At 34.1% G+C, this 18,565-nt stretch carries 15 protein-coding genes; 10 read left to right on the top strand and 5 right to left on the bottom strand.

Features of this window, described 5'->3' with window-relative positions:
* The first annotated feature begins 70 nt into the window (after positions 1-70).
* Together T367_RS22305 and T367_RS0112675 are read left to right on the top strand one after the other, a co-directional pair.
* Positions 71-5,623 (top strand): MG2 domain-containing protein, encoded by a 5,553-nt coding sequence (locus T367_RS22305; protein WP_035843741.1) that lies wholly within the window; start codon positions 71-73, stop codon positions 5,621-5,623.
* 82 nt (positions 5,624-5,705) lie between these two features.
* On the top strand, positions 5,706-6,011 hold the full coding sequence (locus T367_RS0112675) for a hypothetical protein (protein WP_027420186.1): 306 nt from the start codon (positions 5,706-5,708) through the stop codon (positions 6,009-6,011).
* A gap of 90 nt (positions 6,012-6,101) precedes the next feature.
* Here T367_RS0112675 and T367_RS0112670 read toward each other — a convergent pair whose 3' ends face one another.
* Entirely contained in the window at positions 6,102-6,848 is a 747-nt protein-coding gene (locus T367_RS0112670; protein ID WP_027420185.1) for a 2-phosphosulfolactate phosphatase, read from the bottom strand.
* Between the two features lie 89 nt (positions 6,849-6,937).
* On the bottom strand, positions 6,938-7,288 hold the full coding sequence (locus T367_RS0112665; protein ID WP_027420184.1) for a 4Fe-4S dicluster domain-containing protein: 351 nt from the start codon (positions 7,286-7,288) through the stop codon (positions 6,938-6,940).
* A 52-nt stretch (positions 7,289-7,340) separates the two neighbouring features.
* On the opposite strand from T367_RS0112665, the gene T367_RS0112660 reads away from it, so the two are divergent.
* The 3 genes from T367_RS0112660 to aroC are packed head-to-tail and all read left to right on the top strand — an operon-like array spanning position 7,341 to position 10,961.
* Entirely contained in the window at positions 7,341-8,387 is a 1,047-nt protein-coding gene (locus T367_RS0112660) for an acyl-CoA reductase (protein ID WP_027420183.1), read from the top strand.
* Positions 8,388-8,441: 54 nt separating this feature from the next.
* Positions 8,442-9,857: a phosphohexomutase domain-containing protein gene (locus T367_RS0112655; RefSeq protein WP_027420182.1), complete on the top strand. Its 1,416-nt coding sequence runs from the start codon at positions 8,442-8,444 to the stop codon at positions 9,855-9,857.
* A 21-nt stretch (positions 9,858-9,878) separates the two neighbouring features.
* A complete protein-coding gene (aroC, locus tag T367_RS0112650; protein ID WP_027420181.1) occupies positions 9,879-10,961 on the top strand; it encodes a chorismate synthase in 1,083 nt (360 codons plus the stop codon).
* On the opposite strand, the gene T367_RS0112645 is transcribed toward aroC, so the two are convergent.
* The gene (locus T367_RS0112645; RefSeq protein ID WP_027420180.1) at positions 10,958-11,986 is read right to left on the bottom strand and encodes a helix-turn-helix transcriptional regulator; all 1,029 of its coding nucleotides are present in this window, start codon (positions 11,984-11,986) and stop codon (positions 10,958-10,960) included. The two genes, aroC and T367_RS0112645, sit on opposite strands and share 4 nt — an antisense overlap.
* 223 nt (positions 11,987-12,209) lie before the next feature.
* Here T367_RS0112645 and T367_RS0112640 point away from each other — a divergent pair, with 223 nt between their 5' ends.
* Positions 12,210-12,692, top strand: coding sequence for a DinB family protein (locus T367_RS0112640; protein WP_027420179.1), 483 nt, complete (start codon positions 12,210-12,212; stop codon positions 12,690-12,692).
* A 583-nt stretch (positions 12,693-13,275) separates the two neighbouring features.
* Positions 13,276-14,313: an AI-2E family transporter gene (locus T367_RS0112630; RefSeq protein WP_035843722.1), complete on the top strand. Its 1,038-nt coding sequence runs from the start codon at positions 13,276-13,278 to the stop codon at positions 14,311-14,313.
* On the opposite strand, the gene T367_RS0112625 is transcribed toward T367_RS0112630, so the two are convergent.
* Positions 14,310-14,714, bottom strand: coding sequence for a thiol-disulfide oxidoreductase DCC family protein (locus T367_RS0112625; RefSeq protein ID WP_027420176.1), 405 nt, complete (start codon positions 14,712-14,714; stop codon positions 14,310-14,312). The genes T367_RS0112630 and T367_RS0112625 overlap by 4 nt on opposite strands.
* Before the next feature lie 42 nt (positions 14,715-14,756).
* Here T367_RS0112625 and elbB point away from each other — a divergent pair, with 42 nt between their 5' ends.
* Together elbB and T367_RS0112615 are read left to right on the top strand one after the other, a co-directional pair.
* Positions 14,757-15,437 (top strand): isoprenoid biosynthesis glyoxalase ElbB, encoded by a 681-nt coding sequence (gene elbB / locus T367_RS0112620; protein ID WP_027420175.1) that lies wholly within the window; start codon positions 14,757-14,759, stop codon positions 15,435-15,437.
* 69 nt (positions 15,438-15,506) lie between these two features.
* Complete coding sequence (locus T367_RS0112615; protein ID WP_027420174.1) at positions 15,507-16,283, top strand: class I SAM-dependent methyltransferase; 777 nt, start codon at positions 15,507-15,509, stop codon at positions 16,281-16,283.
* Between the two features lie 109 nt (positions 16,284-16,392).
* On the opposite strand, the gene T367_RS0112610 is transcribed toward T367_RS0112615, so the two are convergent.
* Positions 16,393-18,036 (bottom strand): acyl-CoA carboxylase subunit beta, encoded by a 1,644-nt coding sequence (locus tag T367_RS0112610; protein WP_027420173.1) that lies wholly within the window; start codon positions 18,034-18,036, stop codon positions 16,393-16,395.
* A gap of 88 nt (positions 18,037-18,124) precedes the next feature.
* On the opposite strand from T367_RS0112610, the gene T367_RS0112605 reads away from it, so the two are divergent.
* Complete coding sequence (locus T367_RS0112605) at positions 18,125-18,550, top strand: NUDIX hydrolase (protein WP_035843714.1); 426 nt, start codon at positions 18,125-18,127, stop codon at positions 18,548-18,550.
* Positions 18,551-18,565: the final 15 nt, after the last annotated feature.

Here is an 18,565-nt window from a genome sequence, read left to right as displayed (position 1 = left end):
TAATAATTATCTAAATTTTTATATCAATTCAAATCCATTACTTTAGCATAGACATCTAAACTAAACATCTATGCGCGTTATTTCAATATTATCAATTCTACTTTTATTACTTTATAGCTGTTCGGGATCAAAAAATACTGACCAAGCTGAAAGCGTAACTATTAACCCTGAGTTTTCACGATATATTTCTGCATTTACAGGAGGTGTTATTAATTTAGATGCGCCTATACGTGTTCAATTTTTAGAGGATTTGAATCCTGAAAAAATGGCTGAAATAGATCTTGAAGATATTTTTGAAATATATCCTGAAGTGGATGGAATCGTAAGTCTCAAGGATAAAAGGACATTAGAGTTTGTTCCAACAGATCTTCTTACGGCAGGAACACGTTATAAAGTAACTGTTAAATTGGATGAATTTATTGCTGTGGAAAACGGGTTAGATGAATTTGTTTTTAATTTTTCAACAGTCAAAAAGTCTTTTAACCTTTCAATTATTCAGTTTGAAAGTTCGGATGAGAATGATTTTAAACGACAAAATCTTCATGGTCAACTTACGTTTTCAGCACCTGTAGATTCTAATGGTGTTGCAAAAATACTAACAGCTGTGCACGATGGAGAGGAACTTGAAATCACTTTTCAAAAAGAAAGTAAATTCAAGTATAACTTTACTGTTAAAAATATACTTAGAAAAAATGAACGTACTGATTTACATTTAAAATGGAATGGTGAATCTATAGGTGTGAAGAAGAAGTCAAGTAAGACAATAAAAATACCGAATAATAAAGAGTTTGTAGTGATGGATGTGGAAGTTAAACATTCTCCAACACAATATGTGATTGTTCATTTTTCAGACCCTTTAGACGCTGATCAATTCCTTGATGGTTTAGCTTATTTACAAGACCACGACGTAAAGGTTGTCGCTGAAAGTCAAAGAATTTTATTGTATCCAACAAGCAGAATAGTAGGAAAAGATCGCTTAATCATTGAAAAAGGGATCAGAAATAAGAAAGGGAAGAAATTAGAAATACTCAGTAAAACGAATGTTTATTTTGAAGATATAAAACCTGAAATTAAATTATATGGTGAAGGTAACATCGTTCCAAAAGAGAGTAAGGTACATTTCCCATTTGAAGCCATTAATCTTAAAGCTGTAGATGTCTCGGTGACTAAAATATTTGAAGACAATGTGATCCAATTCCTTCAAGTTAACAGCTATGATGGTACCTATCAGTTAAGAAGAGTGGCCCAAGAAGTTTTTAATGAACGGGTAGATTTGGATCCAGATGATCTTATTGATTTGCATAAATGGAACAATTTTTCGATTGACTTAAGTAAATATATTGAACTTGATTTAGGTGCAATTTATAGAGTAGAACTTTCTGCGAAAAAGGAATATTCATTGTACGAATGTGTGGATGAAAATGAGAAAGGTGAGGAGAATCTAACAAGTTTCCAATTCACACACGACGATCGTGAATGGAATGAAGACAATTGGTACTCGTCGGATTATTATTACGATTATGACTATTATGATTACGACTATAGCTACAATTCTGGTGATTATCAAAATCCTTGCTCAGATTATTATTACCGCAGTAAAAAAATAGAGCGAAATATTTTAGTTTCGGATATTGGTATTATAGCAAAGGCGGGGGCTGATAAAAAAATGCACGTATTTCTTACAGATTTGAATACTGTAGCACCAATGGCTGGTGCATCTGTAAAGTTTTACGATTTTCAACAACAGCTTCTCGGAGAGGTTGTAACTGATAAGGACGGAATGGCAGTTGCTGATCTAACGAATAAGCCTTTCGTTTTAGTCGCATCATTGAATGATCAAAAAGGATATTTAAAATTAAACGATGGCGAGAGCCTTTCCTTAAGTAAGTTTGATGTGTCTGGAGCATCTGTTCAGCATGGTGTTAAAGGTTTCATTTATACTGAACGAGGTGTTTGGCGACCAGGAGATAGTTTATATGTTTCATTTATTATTGAGGATAACGCGGATGTTATTCCTGCGAATCATCCGGTCAAATTCGAATTGATAAATCCGAAAGGAATTGTGGTTGAGAAACGTGTTGTCACCTATGGACTGAATGGATTATATGATTTTAGAACAGCAACTAATGAGAATGATATAACGGGTAATTATCGTGCGAAAATATCAGTTGGTAATAGAAAATTTTATAAAACATTAAAAGTAGAAGCGGTAAAACCGAACAGATTGAAAATAAATTTAGGTTTCGCGGGAGATTTATTGGGACAAACCGATAATAGACATGTTGAAATGGAAGTGAATTGGTTGCATGGTGCTGTTGCCAATGCTCTAAAAACGAAAGTTGATGTCCATTTAACATCAACAACTACAAAATTTAAGAAGTTCAAGAGCTTTATATTTGATAATCCTATTGAGTCATTCACATCTGATGATAAAACCATATTCGAAGGGAAATTGAACCAAGAAGGTAAAGTGAAATTCGACCACGGCATTTATTTAAATAAAGATGCTCCCGGTATGTTAAAAGCATATTTTACAACCAAGGTTTTTGAAAATGGTGGTGAATTCAGTATTGATAGGAGTATCGTTACTTTCTCACCGTTTAAAAACTATGTCGGTATTAATGTTCCTGAAGGAGGTTTATATGGTGGTGGGCTTGTAACAGATCAACGACATGAAATTGACTTTGTAACTGTTGATGAAAATGGTAATTTAAAAGATTCGGAATTAGATATCAAAGTGTACAAATTGTCTTGGAGATGGTGGTGGGATTCGTACGATAATAATTTATCAAGTTATATAGCACGCTCAAGTACAACGCCAGTGCAGACTAAAACAATCAGAACAAAAAATGGAAAAGGAACTTATAATTTCCAAATTAATCAACCTGAATATGGACGCTATTTAATTTTAGCGAAAGACAGAAATTCTGGACATACAACTGGTAAAGTCGTTTATATGGATTGGCCATATACGGCAAGAGCGAATAGAAGGAATGCTGAAAATGCTACGATGTTGACGTTTTCTACAGATAAGGAGACTTATGTCAAAGGGGAAACAGTAAATATGTCTATTCCTTCTCCTGCAGCTGGTCGGGTTTTAATTTGTTTAGAAAGTGGAACAAAAATCATAGATAAGTTTTGGATTGATACAGAAAAAGGTGAAACTAAATTTAGTTTTGAAGCAACTGATCAAATGGATCCAAATGTTTTCATTCATGCGACTTTAATTCAACCACATGAGAATCAGGTTAATGATCTGCCAATTAGGTTGTATGGCGTAATTCCAATAGGTGTTGAAGATCCTGCAACACATTTGCAGCCGACAATTACAATGAAGGATGTATTACGTCCCGAGTCTACTGCGCAAATTAAGGTAGGGGAGAAGTCGAATAAAAAGATGACTTATACTTTAGCTATTGTTGATGAAGGTCTTCTAGATTTGACCAATTTTAAAACACCAAACCCATGGAAACATTTTTATGCAAGAGAAGCATTAGGTGTGAAAACATGGGATATGTATGATTATGTAATGGGTGCATATGCTGATAAAATGGACCAATTACTAGCGATTGGTGGTGATGCTGATGGTTTTGGGAAAAAAGCTGTAAAAGCGAATCGTTTTAAACCAATGGTGAAGTTTATCGGACCTTTTGAGTCTAAAGGTAAAGCGATGTCACATAAAATTGATATACCGAATTATGTAGGTGCCGTTCGTGTGATGGTTATTGCTGAACAAGATGGTGCTTATGGATCAGCTGAAAAGTCTGTAGCTGTTCGAAATCCACTAATGGTGCTTGGAACTTTGCCTAGGGTTGTCGGTCCAACTGAAAAAGTGACTTTGCCTGTAAATGTCTTTGCCATGGAGAAAGAGGTGAAGAATGTAAAAGTTGTTGTAGAGACGAACGACTTTTTTAATATTGATGGAGGCAAGGTGAAGTCTGTTAAATTCAGTAAAATTGGTGATAAACTTGTAAATTTCGACTTGACAGTTGCTAAAAAGACTGGTATTGGAAAAGTTACCATCTATGCGACAAGTGGAGAGCATAAAGCGAGATACGATTTTGAAATAGATGTGCGTTCTCCAAACCCAATTCAAACCACTACAGTTGAAAAGATTTTACAGGCAGGCGAGAGTTTTAATCAAGATGTGGCATATTTTGGATTGACCGGAACGAATCAAGCTTATTTAGAAATCTCTAATTTCCCGCCTTTAGATTTAGGTAGAAGGTTAGATTATTTGATTGATTATCCTCATGGTTGTATTGAACAAACAACATCAGCTGTTTTTCCTCAATTGTTTTTAGCAGACTTAATGGAGTTGGATAAAAAGAGAAAAGCCGAAATTCAAACGAATGTAAATGCTGCAATTCAACGCTTTAAATTGTTTCAAACAGTTAACGGAGGATTTTCATATTGGCCTGGAGGGAGCTATGATTCTGATTGGGGAACTAATTATGCAGGACACTTTATAATTGAAGCTGAAAAGAAGGGATATGCCGTTCCTTCAAATTTAAAATCGAATTGGATTAAGTTTCAACGTGCACAAGCAAGAAATTGGAATCGAGCGAATGAAAGTTTAGACGGTGCCAATTATAATGATTTAACCCAAGCATATCGATTATATACGTTGGCTTTGGCAGGTAAAGCTGAAACTGGAATGATGAATAGGCTTAGAGAAAGGGATGATTTAAGTTTACCTGCGAGATGGCGATTAGCTGCGGCCTACAGATTAACGGGACAAAAAGAAGCAGCGATGAGTCTTATATCGAATCAAGAGACAACAGTTCCAACATACAGAGAGATGTCTTATACGTATGGTTCTAATACCCGTGATGAAGCTATGATTCTTGAAACTTTAGTTTTAATGGATAAGAAAGGTGTTGCGGCTGATTTGGCAAAAAGAATCGCCAACCAACTCAATCAACAACGGTGGATGAGTACACAGACTACAGCTTATTCTTTATTAGCAGTAAGTAAATTTATTGGAGCAAATAAAGTGGAACGAAACTTAAAATTTGACTATAAAATTAATGGTCAAGCCGGTAACCGTAATTCTAAAATTACAATGGTTAGTTTTGATTTGGCTGGAAATTCTAAAAATGTGAGTGTGAAAAACTCAGGTGAAGGAATTTTATATTTGAGATTAATAACAAAAGGAGTTCCTGTTGAAGGGGAAGAAGAAGCTGTTGCAAACAATGTAAATATCAGTGTCAACTATTTCACAATGAAAAATGTTCCAATTAATGTCTCAGAAATGCAACAAGGACAAGACTTTATTGCGGAAATTACGGTTCGAAATCAAGGATTGAAGGGAGACTTAAAAGAAATGATTTTAGCACATATTGCTCCATCAGGTTGGGAGATTCATAATACCAGAATGGATGATTATCAGCACGCGAACTCAAGTGTCTATACTTATCAAGATCAACGTGATGACCGTTTGTACACATATTTTGATATCAGAAGAAATCAATCAAAAACATTTAGAGTGCAATTCAATTCTAGTTATTTAGGTAAGTTCTATTTGCCTGGAATTGTGGTTGAAGCCATGTATGATAATACGGTTTATGCGCGAACAAAAGGGCAATGGGTTGATGTTGTTCAAAATGGTAGCATGCCATAATTTAAATGATATATGAAAAAAGAAAAAAGTTCTACAATCTTTTGTGGAGCTTTTTTTTTATATTTAACAAAAAATTACAGAAATGAAATCTAAACTACTCTTAGGACTTCTCGCATTAATAGCAATTAGTTTTGCTGCATGTAAAAAAAATAATGGCTGTTCTCGTTCAGAAAAGGCTTGGGTAATGGATTTATCTGATTCTGATTCTTGTGGATTAGTATTTAGATTAGAAGACAATACATTGCTTGAGGCAACGAACGTCAACGAATTTCAAAATTTTGAAAACGGTGATTTAGTTTGGATCAGTTATAAAGAAACAGCAGGTGCAAGTTTATGTAAATTGGGTACTATCGTTAAAATTAGATGCTTAACGGAAAGAGAATTTTAAAAAAATCAATTGATTTCTTAATTGTTTAACTCGCGGGTTTCTTCTTTGATGAATTAGAAATAGCTTTTGCTATGCTTTCTATAAATCTATTTATAAACTTACTTCTTCTTTTACAAGTTCTAGTTTGTCACCGTTTAAGACTGGTATAACTGGAGCTAGATTAGGTGTCAAACAGTATTTTATATCCTCGTTTAAATTTAAATTTTTAAGTCGTCTGCGATGAGATGATGCTTTAAGGTATCCTAAAATATTATCCTTAGCACTTAAGAAAAGATATTTAGCAGCAATTGAGGAGTCTTCTTCAGATCTAAAATTCCCTGTATTTACTAAATAGTCAGTAATTGCTCCAGCACAAATTGTATCTTCTAAATTAAACTTGTTTTGCCAACCTGAACAAAGACAAAGAATATTTTTATCCTGTTCTGATAACCATTTTTGAAGCACATCTAAATTGGATAATGCACCGATAACTACTTGTCCAGATTCTTTCGCAATATTGATGGATTTTGTTCCATTTGTCGTACTCAAAACGACTGATTTACCTTTTAATTCAGGCTTCATGTAAGAATAGGGAGAATTGCCAAAATCAAAACCTTCAACAATTTTTCCTTGCCTTTCAGCCCCCACTAGATATCCCTTTTTCTGATATTCAAGCGCTTCATCAATTGTTGAAACAGGAATTAAAGATTCGACACCATTATTAAAAGCAGCACAGATAGCAGAAGTTGCCCTGAGCACATCAATTACCACAATAATTTCAAATTCTTCTTTAAATAGGGGAAATAGGTAGGGAGAAAAACAGACTTCGATTTTCTTGCGGGTTTCCTTAGTGTTCATTCTTCTAAAATACAAAAAAAACTCAATTATTTACATTTATAGAATTTGCAAATAACTGAGTTTATAAAGTTTAAATTATCGATTATTGGTTAATCAAGGTGCATGAAATCTTTTTTCGCTAACAATTCATCTTCTGTTTCGCGAATATCTTCATCGTCTACACAACAATCAACTGGGCATACTGCCGCACATTGGGGTTCATCATGGAATCCAACACATTCAGTACATTTTGAAGGTACTATATAATAGACATCCATATCAACCGGATCTTTATCTTCATCAGCATTCACTGGCGAACCATCAGGAAGATTTACCATTCCAGTTAATGATGTGCCATCAGCATAACGCCATTCAGCCCCTCCCTCATATATTGCATTATTCGGACATTCCGGTTCACATGCTCCACAATTAATACACTCATCTGTTATTATAATCGCCATTGTAATTTGTTTACATTAGTTAATTAACTTTGCAAATATAAATTGTATCGGTATGATATTGGCAGAAAAAATAGAAATTTTATCCAAATTAGGTGAAATATTAGATAATGTAGGGAATAATCGCCCTTGGCCTGGTTTTGAAATTGGAATTAATCAGTCTGAATACGATTCTTTGGTTGAATTAACGCAAACTGTTCGTCATCATAATGGTTGGTTTACTGAAGAAGCAGTGAAATCTTCTTTTTTAGGGATCTCAAAATGGCTAAATGAAGATACTTTACAGCATTGGATTTCGAATTATGAATTATCCGAGAATAAAAGTAAATCTGTCGCACTGATAATGGCAGGAAATATTCCTTTGGTTGGTTTTCACGATTTTATAGCTGTATTTCTTAGTGGGAATAAAGCAATGATTAAATTATCATCTAATGACGATAAATTATTACCTGCTTTAGTGAATATTATGTCCCTATTTAATCCTGAAATGAACGAATGGGTTGAATTTGCACAATCAAAATTATCAAATTTTGATGCTGTGATTGCTACAGGTAGTGATAATTCATCTACTTATTTTCAATCCTATTTTGGTAAGTATCCTCATATTATTCGAAAGAACAGAAAATCAGTAGCTGTTCTAAAAGGAGATGAGACAAAAGAAGAAATAGCTGAATTAGCAAAGGATATATTTACTTATTATGGTTTGGGATGTAGAAACGTTTCTTTGGTTTGGATTCCTGAAGATTTTAATCTAGATAGACTTTTTGAAGCTTTTTACGATTATCACGACATAATAAATCACAATAAATACGCAAACAATTACGATTATAACAAGGCGGTTTACTTAATGAATTTGGAAGAAATTCTAGATAATGGATTCTTACTTGTTAAAGAAGCTAAAGATTTAAACAGTCCGCTTGGGATGTTGCACGTGGCTCGATACACGAATTCTAGTCAGGTTCATCAATTTTTATTAGAGAATGCGACTTCTATTCAAGTTGTAGTGGGGAAAGAATTCACATCGTTTGGAGAAGCACAACAACCAAAAATTGATGATTATGCAGATCAAGTAGATACTTTGAAATTTCTCACTGAATTATAAGCCAATCCAACTCTGTTACTTATATTTGTAGCACCTTGAAATAAAATAAAGGAAATGACAAAAATTAAATTCGGTACAGATGGTTGGCGCGCCATAATAGCTAAAGATTATACAGTTGATAACGTTGCTCGTGTTAGTACAGCAACAGCAGATTGGGTATTGCGTCATCATAAGAACCCAAGTATTGTTATAGGACATGATTGTAGATTCGGTGGTGAACTTTTTGTTGAAACAGCAATTAAAATATTTGTACACAAAGGAATTAAGGTTTATACAACGGATAAAGGTTTCGTTTCTACACCTATGATTTCTTTGGCTACTAGAAAATTAGATGCTTCAATAGGCGTTGTTATCACAGCAAGTCACAATCCACCCTCTTATAATGGTTATAAACTTAAAGGTAATTTCGGTGGACCATTATCTCCGAAAGAGGTTGAAGAAATCGAGTCGATTATTCCAAATGTAAACGAAATTAATCTTGATATAATTAAATTAGACCAAGCTAAAAAGGACGGTTTAATTGAGTATAAAGATTTCGAACAAATGTATATTGATCAGGTTGAATCAGTTTTTGATTTAGATTTGATTAAGAATGCAAAATTCGGATGGGCTTATGACGCCATGTATGGAGCTGGTCAAAATGTTCTTAAAAGGTTAATGCCGGATATGACATTTTTACATGCCGAATATAACCCTTCTTTCATGGGGCAAGCACCAGAACCTATTGATAAAAATTTACGCGAATTTTCAGAATTAATCGCAAAAGATAAGAGCATCTCTTGTGGTTTAGCTACTGATGGTGATGCGGATAGAATTGGCTTGTATAACGATAAAGGAATTTTTATCGATTCTCACCATATCATTTTATTAACCATTCATTATTTGGTTAAGTACAAAGGGTTAACTGGTAAAGTAGTGACTGGGTTCAGTTCAACTCCTCGTATCAAACAAATATGTGCACATTATGGACTAGAGCATGTTGAAGTGCCAATTGGCTTTAAATACATCTCTGGTATTATGGCTGATGAAGATGAAGATGTTTTGTTAGGAGGAGAAGAGTCAGGTGGAATTGCAATTAAAACGCATATTCCTGAACGTGATGGAATTTGGATGGGATTAACTATCTGGGAATTCATGGCTTCAACAGGTAAAACGCTTGACGAATTAATCGAAGAGGTTTATGCAATTGTTGGACCGTTTGCTTTCGAACGAAGCGATTTACATATTACTGACGAAAAGAAAAATAAAATTATTGAAAAGTGTAAAAACCAATCCTTCAATATGTTTGGAAAGTACCAAGTCCAAAAGGTTGAAACATTAGATGGTTTTAAATACATTTTTGATGAAAATAGATGGTTGATGATTCGACCTTCTGGAACGGAACCTGTGTTGCGTACATATGCAGAAGCTCCGACTTTAGAAGAAGTTCGAACAATTTTAGAATCTTGTAAATTAACTATAGACGCTTAAATATTATAGCAATAACTAATCATGGCAGGTAATTCATTTGGAGAACTTTTTAAATTAACTTCATTTGGAGAGTCACATGGTATTGCTATTGGTGGTGTGATTGATGGTTGTCCATCGAATTTTGAATTGGATTTGAAAGAAATTCAGAATCAATTGGATCGCCGTAAGCCAGGTCAGTCGGTACTTACAACGCAACGCAAAGAATCCGATACGGTTGAATTTATCTCGGGAATTTTTGAAGGAACGACTTTAGGAACTCCAATTGGTTTTATTCTTAAGAATGAAGATCAAAAATCGAAAGATTATGATCGCATTGGACAAGTGTTTAGACCTTCTCATGCTGATTATACGACCGAACAAAAATATGGCATTCGTGATTATAGAGGTGGAGGGAGAAGCAGTGCTAGAGAAACAGCTGTTAGAGTTGTTGCTGGCGCCATTGCTCAGCAAATCTTAAGAAAATTAGGGGTCGAAATATATGCATACGTAAGTCAGGTCGGTACGATAAAACTTAAGAAGGAATATGCCGACGTTAATCCAATAGATATTGATAAAAATATCGTTAGATGTCCAGATCCTGAAATTGCCGAGAGAATGGCGGCCTATATTAAAGAGGTTAGGGCAGAAGGGGATACTGTTGGAGGCATGGTTACTTGTGTAGCGAAAAATTGCCCCGTTGGAATAGGTGAACCTGTATATGACCGGTTAAATGCAGATTTGGCAAAAGCAATGTTTAGTATTAATGCAGTAAAAGGCTTTGAATTGGGTTCAGGTTTTGATTCTATTGCGATGAAAGGCAGCGTGCATAATGATAGTTTTGAAAAGGTGGGCGATAAGATCTCAACTAAAACCAACTTTTCGGGGGGAATTCAAGGTGGAATATCTAATGGTCAGGATATTTATTTCAATGTTGCTTTTAAACCTGTTGCTACAATCATTAAAAATCAAACTACAGTAAATACTGCAGGAGAACCTGTCGAATTTAAAGGAGAAGGAAGACATGATCCTTGTGTTGTTCCACGCGCTGTACCAATCGTTGATGCAATGTGTGCTTTAGTTATTCTTGATCATTATTTAAGACATAAAGCAACAATACAATTCTAGATATCCAATTTCGCATTCATTTCGATAATTATATCTTTTAGTGTTTTTTTCAGGCTCAGCGGTTCAATAATGGTCGCAAAGTCAGCAAAACTTAAATACCATCGAACGAAACCAATGGATGATTCACTTAAAAAAGTCATTTCAACCTTATCACCAATAGGTTTTTGTGATATAAAACCATAATGTCTTTTGCTATTCTCCATGAATCGTGCGACTTTATTGTCGACTAAAATAATGATTGAGACTTTTTCATTTTCCGTTCGCTTTAAGCGCAGTTCATCCATCGAAGCATGCGCACGACTAAATTCTAATGTGGTTGCTTTAATTTCTAATACTCTATCCGTTCTAAACTGTCTATAATCGTTCCGTAAATGACAATAACCATAGATATACCAGTAGTTGTTCTCATAAAAAATACCAATTGGCTCTAAATACCGTTCGTTAGGTTTTATCTGTTGCAAAGCGTGATATTTAAAAAATACCTGCCGTTTTTCTGCTATACTTTGAATGAACAATTCTAGGGCATTTGAAATATTTATATTGAAAAGTGATTGGGTCGGCGAAACACTAATTTGAGATTCTAAAGTCTCAATCCATTCCTTTTCTCTACTTCTTAAAGTTGATTTCACCTTTAACATGGCAGACTCAAAATGACCGCCTAAGGATTTGTCTGTGTATTGTTGCATCAATTTTTCTGCAGCTACAAAACTTCCGGCTTCCTCTTTGGTGAACATAATTGGAGGTAATCGATATCCTTCCATAATAGAGTAACCAACACCTGCCTCTGCAACAATAGGAACACCAGATGACTCCAATGTTCGAATGTCACGATAAATAGTTCGGAGACTTACATTGAATCGATCAGCCAATTCTTGCGCCCTTACAATTTTTTTTGATTGTAATTGAATGAGTATCGCTACTATTCTGTCAAATCGATTTAATGTATCCATTCTTAAAATTGATTTACAATATTTCCAAATATATAACTTCCAATTCAGCCAACTATAGAATTTATGTTTTTTCATAATGATTAAATTTTGAAGTAAACATTCTTTAATAAGACTTGCAATGTTCTCAAAATTACAGGGCGTAAGTGTCAACCTACTGTCAGTAGTGATTGAATTATTTTTAGCTATTATTGAATTTACAACACGCTGAAAATTTATTTTGAATCTTTAAAATATTGGTGACAAACAGTTGTCACTAGTCGATAATAAATTTGCCTCATAAACTAAAAAACTATAAATAATGAACACAACGCAATTAAATTCGGTTATTACTAAGGGAGAATTATTAGATCATTGGCAAGGACATAGAAGACTAACAAGAAGGTTGATTGAGGCTTTTCCAGAAAAAGAATTCTTTAATTATTCAATTGGCGGCATGCGTACTGCAGCAGAAATGATGATGGAACTTATAGCTATTACTGGTCCAGGGATAGTAGAAATAGCAACAGGTAAGACCAATCAGCTCGTTGAATCTTTTGAGCATGGAAATAAAAAGCAGGTTTTTCTTGATAAATGGGATGAGCAAACCGAAATAGTAAATCGTAATTGGGATAAAATTACGGAAGAACGATTCCATGAAAAAATTAAATCATTTGGGGAATACGAAGGAACTGTTCATTCCACAATTTTTTATTTTATTGATAATGAAATTCATCATAGAGGTCAATGTTATGTTTATTTAAGAGGATTAGGAATTGAACCACCGTTTTTTCCACAACGTTAATATATATTAGAGATGATGCAAGTTTTAGTTTTTAAAACTTCGGTTAAAAATGAGATGGAGATCTTACAACTTAAACCGAAATTAAACAAACTAATACAGCGGACTGATTCTTGGAATTTTGATTTGGAGGATTGTGACAGGATCCTCCGAATTGAATCAGATTCTGTAAAAGCCTGTTGTATAAAGGTTGAACTCCATAGCATGAATTTCGAATGCACAGAGTTGGAATAAATGAGATAGTAGAAATGATAGAATACCACAAAAGTGGTATTGCTTAGAATGAATCTAAATAGTAGATTTGTTCTGTGGAAAATTTAAATCAATTGATCAGCAATTCGTGTCACCAATTTGTTAGTGCTTGTGACAAAAAGAAAAACTGCTGCAAAAAGTATAAGAAAAAGGGACGTCATTGCGGTGGTTGTCCAAAAACTTAATACTCGATTTATCAGTCAAAGTACAATCTCTCGAACCTTTTACATTCTAGTTTCTTAACAGTTTTTATGATATTTTTTTCATGAATCGAATAATTTTCTGATTTATGAATTAACTTTACGCCTCGTGAAAAAAATAACTCAATATTAAAATGCTCAGCAATACTCGAACTACAAACATATTACTACTCATAATTGTTATACCTTTTGTATTTTACTTACTGAAAATTTTATCATTCATTTTTATTCCACTTGTCTTTTCAATGTTTATTGCATTGTTGTTTTTACCATTAATGAGATGGTTACAGCGCAAGAGGATTCCAAAAACATTTAGCATAGTAATTGTTGTCGCTATAATTATAGGAGTTATAGGTGTGGGAGCTGGTTTAATTAGTTTAACTAGTCAAGAAATAAGAGCTTCACAAGACGATTTTTTAGCAAAGGCAATGGTTAAAATTGATCAATTCGGTTCATTTGCCGAGGAGGTAACAGGCGTTAAAATATTAAATGAAGAAGGTTCTTTTGCTTCAAACTTTATTCAAAAAGAAAATGCAGCAAAACAAATTAGTTCAACGCTAGGACTTATTGGGAATGCGGCTACGTCTGTGTTAATGACCTTGTTCTTTGTTGTGTTGTGGCTCGCCGAATCGATAAATGTCCAAAAGCTATTGAACAATACTATTCTGCGACAAAAGCATACCTCTATAAAAACCTTTATCAAGATTGAAAACGATTTAATCACTTTTATAAAGGTGAAATTTGCAGTGAGTTTATTTACTGGAATAGGTATAGGTTTGTCTTGTTTGTTCTTTGGGGTGAGTTTCCCGATCTTTTGGGGCCTTTTCGCATTTCTGATTAACTTCGTTCAAATGATCGGTTCATTTATTTCAGTAATCTTGTTAGCAATATTCGCTTTTGTTGAATTAGACCCTACATCTACGTTATTTTTCTTTGTAATGTCCATTACGGGGGTTCAAATTATATTTGGAGCAATATTAGAGCCGGTTTTTATGGGTAAATCGTTCTCCATCAATATAATTACCGTTCTTGTAATGTTAATGTTATGGGGCTTTATTTGGGGCGTACCAGGATTGATTATGTCAATTCCAATTACTGTATTCTTGAAAATAATATTCGAGCAATTCAGAAGCACCAAAATTCTAGGTCAGGTGATTTCTGCTAACGATTAATCTAGAATGAAATATTTTCTTTCTTCTAAACTCGGCAGTGCACAAGATTTAGATTGAATTTTATGTCTTCTTTTAGCGACGAAGTTGTAAAATGGATCTCTGATAAATTTCGGAACAATATACAACGAGAAGAGTAGAGGATAGGCGCCTTTTAGACCAAGGCAGATTTGTAATACTGCACTGGATCGATCATATACCTTATTGTTTTTTAAAAAATAAATCGTGTCTAAATTTATCTTCAAATTATGTTTGTCGAGACTTGTTTTAGCAAATTCACTTTGCAAAGCAGCGAAATAGAATATTTGCTTTTTATGTTTGTTTATAAACTGAACTGATATATTGCAGAATCCACATTCACCATCATAAAATACTACAGGATTTATATTTTGATTTTCTTTCACAGTATAAATTTATTAATTTTATGATGCTAAAAAAAGTAAAAAATGAAAATAGGACTATTATTATCGGGAAGTGGTGTTTATGATGGCTCAGAAATACAAGAATCAGTACTTGCTATGTTGGCTATTCAAGAGGCCGGACACGAATATGTGCCCATAAGTATCAATCAAGCGCAACATCATGTTATCAATCATTTGACAGGTGAAGAGATGGATGAAAACAGGAATATGTTAATTGAGGCAGCTCGAATTGCAAGAGGAGATATAAAAGAAATAAATACAATAAGTCCTGCCGATATTGATGCCGTAGTTATTCCTGGAGGTTTTGGTGCGGCTAAAAATTTCACTAAATGGGCATTTGATGGACCTCAAGGCGCAATTCTACCAGAAGTTAAGCTGTTTTTAGTCAATATGGTGAATGTAGGGAAACCGATTTGTGCTTTATGCGTCAGTCCCGTGGTTTTAGCGAAAGCTTTTGAAGATTCAGATATTAATTTGCAAATGACTTTGGGGTCGTCGAAAGTTTCTTCTCCATACGATATTAATGGTTTCCATGAAGGGATTAAATCTGTTGGTGCAACGGTTGCTGAGGCTACTTTGAGTGAGATAACAATTGATAAAACGAATAATATTGTATCCGCACCTTGTTATATGTTAGATGCGAATATTGTTGAGATTAGAAATAATATTAAACAAGCCGTTGAAGCTACGATAGCACTTTGCTAAATATAATTACATCTTCGTTTTTAAAGGGCAATTCAATATTGTATATTTGCCTTCGATAAAAGTTTAAACATGAAAAAAATTTACAAATGGTTGCTAAATACATTGCCTCGACCGATGCTTATTCGCTTGAGTTATGTTTTTAAAAAATTCGCACCACTTATCTATAAAGGAGACGCGGTGGAATGTCCTGTTTGTGAACGATCATTCAGTAAATTTCTTTCCTACGGTTCTAAAGTTACACATCGGGATAATGTGCTTTGCCCATATGACTTAACACTTGAAAGACATCGTCTAATGTGGTTGTATTTGAATCAAAAATCCAACTTTTTCACAAAGCCTGATTTAAAAGTGATGCATATCGCTCCGGAACAGTGCTTTCATAAGAAATTTCAAGCTCAAAAAAATTTAGATTATACAACAGGCGATTTAGTTTCTCCAATTGCGGACTTACATTTTGATCTTCACGATATTCCACTTGAAGATAATCAGTACGAAGTAATATTCTGTAACCATGTAATGGAGCATGTAAAAGATGATTTACGTTGTATGCAAGAATTATTACGTATCATGAAACCCGGAGGATGGGGAATCATGCAAGTACCTATTGATAGTACAAGAACAACAACTTACGAAGACGATTCAATTACCAGTCCAGAAGAGAGAGAGAAACATTTTTGGCAATACGATCATGTTCGTTTATACGGATTAAATTATCCAAAACGACTAGAAGAAGCAGGTTTTGAAGTCGAAACAATTGATTATAAGAAAGAATTATCAGACGCAGCATTCGATCGATACAGATTGATGAAGTCTGAGTTGTTATATATCGTAAGAAAGCCCCTATAAATAGAGGCTTTCTTGAATGTTTAATAAAAAATAACTGTTGCTTTTGTAACGGTTATTTTTTTGTTCTGATCAATAGAATTAATTCATCAATCATTAGATTTTTTATAATTTATGCTTGAATTGCTCCAACGTTATATCTTTTTTCAGTGTCGTTATGATTAGCCATCTCAATTCCCATTGATATAACTTTACGTGTCTCAAGGGGATCGATGATCGCATCAATCCACAATCTAGCTGCAGAATAATAAGGGGAGATTTGTTTGTCGTATCGTGCCTTAATTTTTGCATAAAGTGCATCTTGTTTAGCTTCATCAACTTCTTCTCCTTTAGCTTTCATCGATGCGACTTCAATTTGCATTAATGTTTTAGCTGCAGATGCACCACTCATAACTGCTAATTCGGCTGTTGGCCAAGAAACAATTAGTCTAGGGTCGTATGCTTTACCACACATTGCATAGTTGCCAGCTCCGTATGAGTTTCCAAGAACAATAGTGAATTTAGGAACAACAGAATTAGACATAGCACTTACCATTTTCGCACCATCTTTAATTATACCAGCATGTTCTGATTTAGAACCTACCATAAACCCACTCACATCTTGTAAAAAGACCAATGGAATATTTTTTTGATTACAGACCATAATGAATCGTGCGGCTTTATCAGCTGAATCGGTATAAATAACACCACCAAATTGTGTTTCACCTTTTCCGTTTTTAACCAACATTCTTTGATTTGCTACAATTCCAACACTCCAACCATCAATTCTAGCATAACCACAAACGATTGTTTTCCCGTAATCTTCTTTGTATTCTGTAAACTTAGATTCATCCACAATTCGATGAATGATATCTAAAGTATTATATGGTTTTGCTCTTTCATCTGGAAAAAGGCCATAAATTTCTTTTGGATCTAATTTAGGAGCTTTAGCTTCTGTTCTGCTGAACCCTGCAGTTTTAGCATCACCGATTTTATCCATCAATTCACGAATTGTTTCTAAACATTCGTCGTCATTCTCAACTTTATAATCACAAACACCACTGATAGCAGTATGTGTTGTTGCTCCGCCTAATGTTTCGTTATCAATAGACTCTCCAATAGCAGCTTTTACCAAGTAGGATCCCGCTAAGAATATTGTACCAGTTTTATTAACGATTAATGATTCATCCGACATAATAGGCAAGTACGCACCACCAGCAACACAACTGCCCATTACTGCAGCGATTTGTGTAATTCCCATTGAAGACATAACCGCATTATTTCTAAAAATTCGACCGAAATGTTCTTTATCTGGGAAGATTTCATCTTGTAAAGGCAAGAATACACCTGCGCTATCAACAAGATAAATGATTGGTAAGTGATTCTCCATTGCAATTTCTTGCGCACGAAGATTTTTCTTACCAGTAATTGGGAACCAAGCACCAGCTTTTACTGTGGCATCATTAGCAACAATAATACACTGACGACCTTTTACGTAACCAATTTTAATAACAACACCTCCGCTTGGACAACCACCGTATTCTGTATACATTTCATCGCCAACAAAGGCACCAATTTCAATGGTCTCAGAATCTGGGTCGATCAATTTTTGAATTCTTTCTCGTGCAGTAAGTTTGCCTTTTGAATGATGTTTATCAATTCGCTTCTTACCGCCACCTAGATAAACTTCTTCTAATTTAGATTCCATTTCTGAAATCCTCATTTTCATTTTATCTTCATTTTTATTAAACTCAAGTTCTGCTTTACTAATTGACATTAATGTATATTTTTGAAGGTGTTTATTATAGATGTCAAATATACGATATTGAGGTCTGATTTAAATGAAACATCTTAAATAATTCGAAATGAATGTCAAAATTATTATTGAGAATTTTAATGTACGCGTTTATGGTGTACTTATCGAGAAAAATGCAGTCCTTATTACACGTGAGAATAGATTTGATATCGAAATGATAAAATTTCCAGGAGGTGGATTGGAAAAAGGTGAGGGAATTAAAGCTTGTTTAGAGAGAGAGTTTCAGGAAGAGTTTGGTGTTGAAATTGAATTAGTTGAACTGTTTTATATCAACGAATTTTTCCAACAATCAGCATTTGCGTCAAAAGATCAATTAATCAGCATATATTATAAGGTGAGGCGGCTTAATGACACCGAAAAAATTGTAAGTAAAGAAGAAGGAGTAGGAGTAGAATGGTACAATGAAAAAACTTTAAATAAAGAAATGATGACTTTTCCAATAGACAAGATTGTTGCAGAAATGATAGGGGAATAAAAAAAAACGCCTTTG

The organism is Crocinitomix catalasitica ATCC 23190 (genome assembly GCF_000621625.1).
Classification (GTDB): Bacteria; Bacteroidota; Bacteroidia; order Flavobacteriales_D; family Crocinitomicaceae; genus Crocinitomix; species Crocinitomix catalasitica.
The sequence above is the reverse complement of the archived record's forward strand: the minus strand, read 5'-3'. Positions and strand labels throughout refer to the sequence as shown.

Excerpts from the sequence above, each read along its gene's own strand:
- T367_RS0112640 (WP_027420179.1), top strand. The coding sequence starts at position 12,210 with ATGAACACAACGCAATTAAATTCGGTTATTACTAAGGGAGAATTATTA.
- T367_RS0112610 (WP_027420173.1), bottom strand. The coding sequence starts at position 18,036 with ATGTCAATTAGTAAAGCAGAACTTGAGTTTAATAAAAATGAAGATAAA.
- T367_RS0112660 (WP_027420183.1), top strand. The coding sequence starts at position 7,341 with ATGATATTGGCAGAAAAAATAGAAATTTTATCCAAATTAGGTGAAATA.
- T367_RS0112655 (WP_027420182.1), top strand. The coding sequence starts at position 8,442 with ATGACAAAAATTAAATTCGGTACAGATGGTTGGCGCGCCATAATAGCT.
- aroC (WP_027420181.1), top strand. The coding sequence starts at position 9,879 with ATGGCAGGTAATTCATTTGGAGAACTTTTTAAATTAACTTCATTTGGA.
- T367_RS0112670 (WP_027420185.1), bottom strand. The coding sequence starts at position 6,848 with ATGAACACTAAGGAAACCCGCAAGAAAATCGAAGTCTGTTTTTCTCCC.
- T367_RS0112675 (WP_027420186.1), top strand. The coding sequence starts at position 5,706 with ATGAAATCTAAACTACTCTTAGGACTTCTCGCATTAATAGCAATTAGT.
- elbB (WP_027420175.1), top strand. The coding sequence starts at position 14,757 with ATGAAAATAGGACTATTATTATCGGGAAGTGGTGTTTATGATGGCTCA.
- T367_RS0112605 (WP_035843714.1), top strand. The coding sequence starts at position 18,125 with ATGAATGTCAAAATTATTATTGAGAATTTTAATGTACGCGTTTATGGT.
- T367_RS0112630 (WP_035843722.1), top strand. The coding sequence starts at position 13,276 with ATGCTCAGCAATACTCGAACTACAAACATATTACTACTCATAATTGTT.
- T367_RS0112615 (WP_027420174.1), top strand. The coding sequence starts at position 15,507 with ATGAAAAAAATTTACAAATGGTTGCTAAATACATTGCCTCGACCGATG.
- T367_RS22305 (WP_035843741.1), top strand. The coding sequence starts at position 71 with ATGCGCGTTATTTCAATATTATCAATTCTACTTTTATTACTTTATAGC.
- T367_RS0112645 (WP_027420180.1), bottom strand. The coding sequence starts at position 11,986 with ATGAAAAAACATAAATTCTATAGTTGGCTGAATTGGAAGTTATATATT.
- T367_RS0112665 (WP_027420184.1), bottom strand. The coding sequence starts at position 7,288 with ATGGCGATTATAATAACAGATGAGTGTATTAATTGTGGAGCATGTGAA.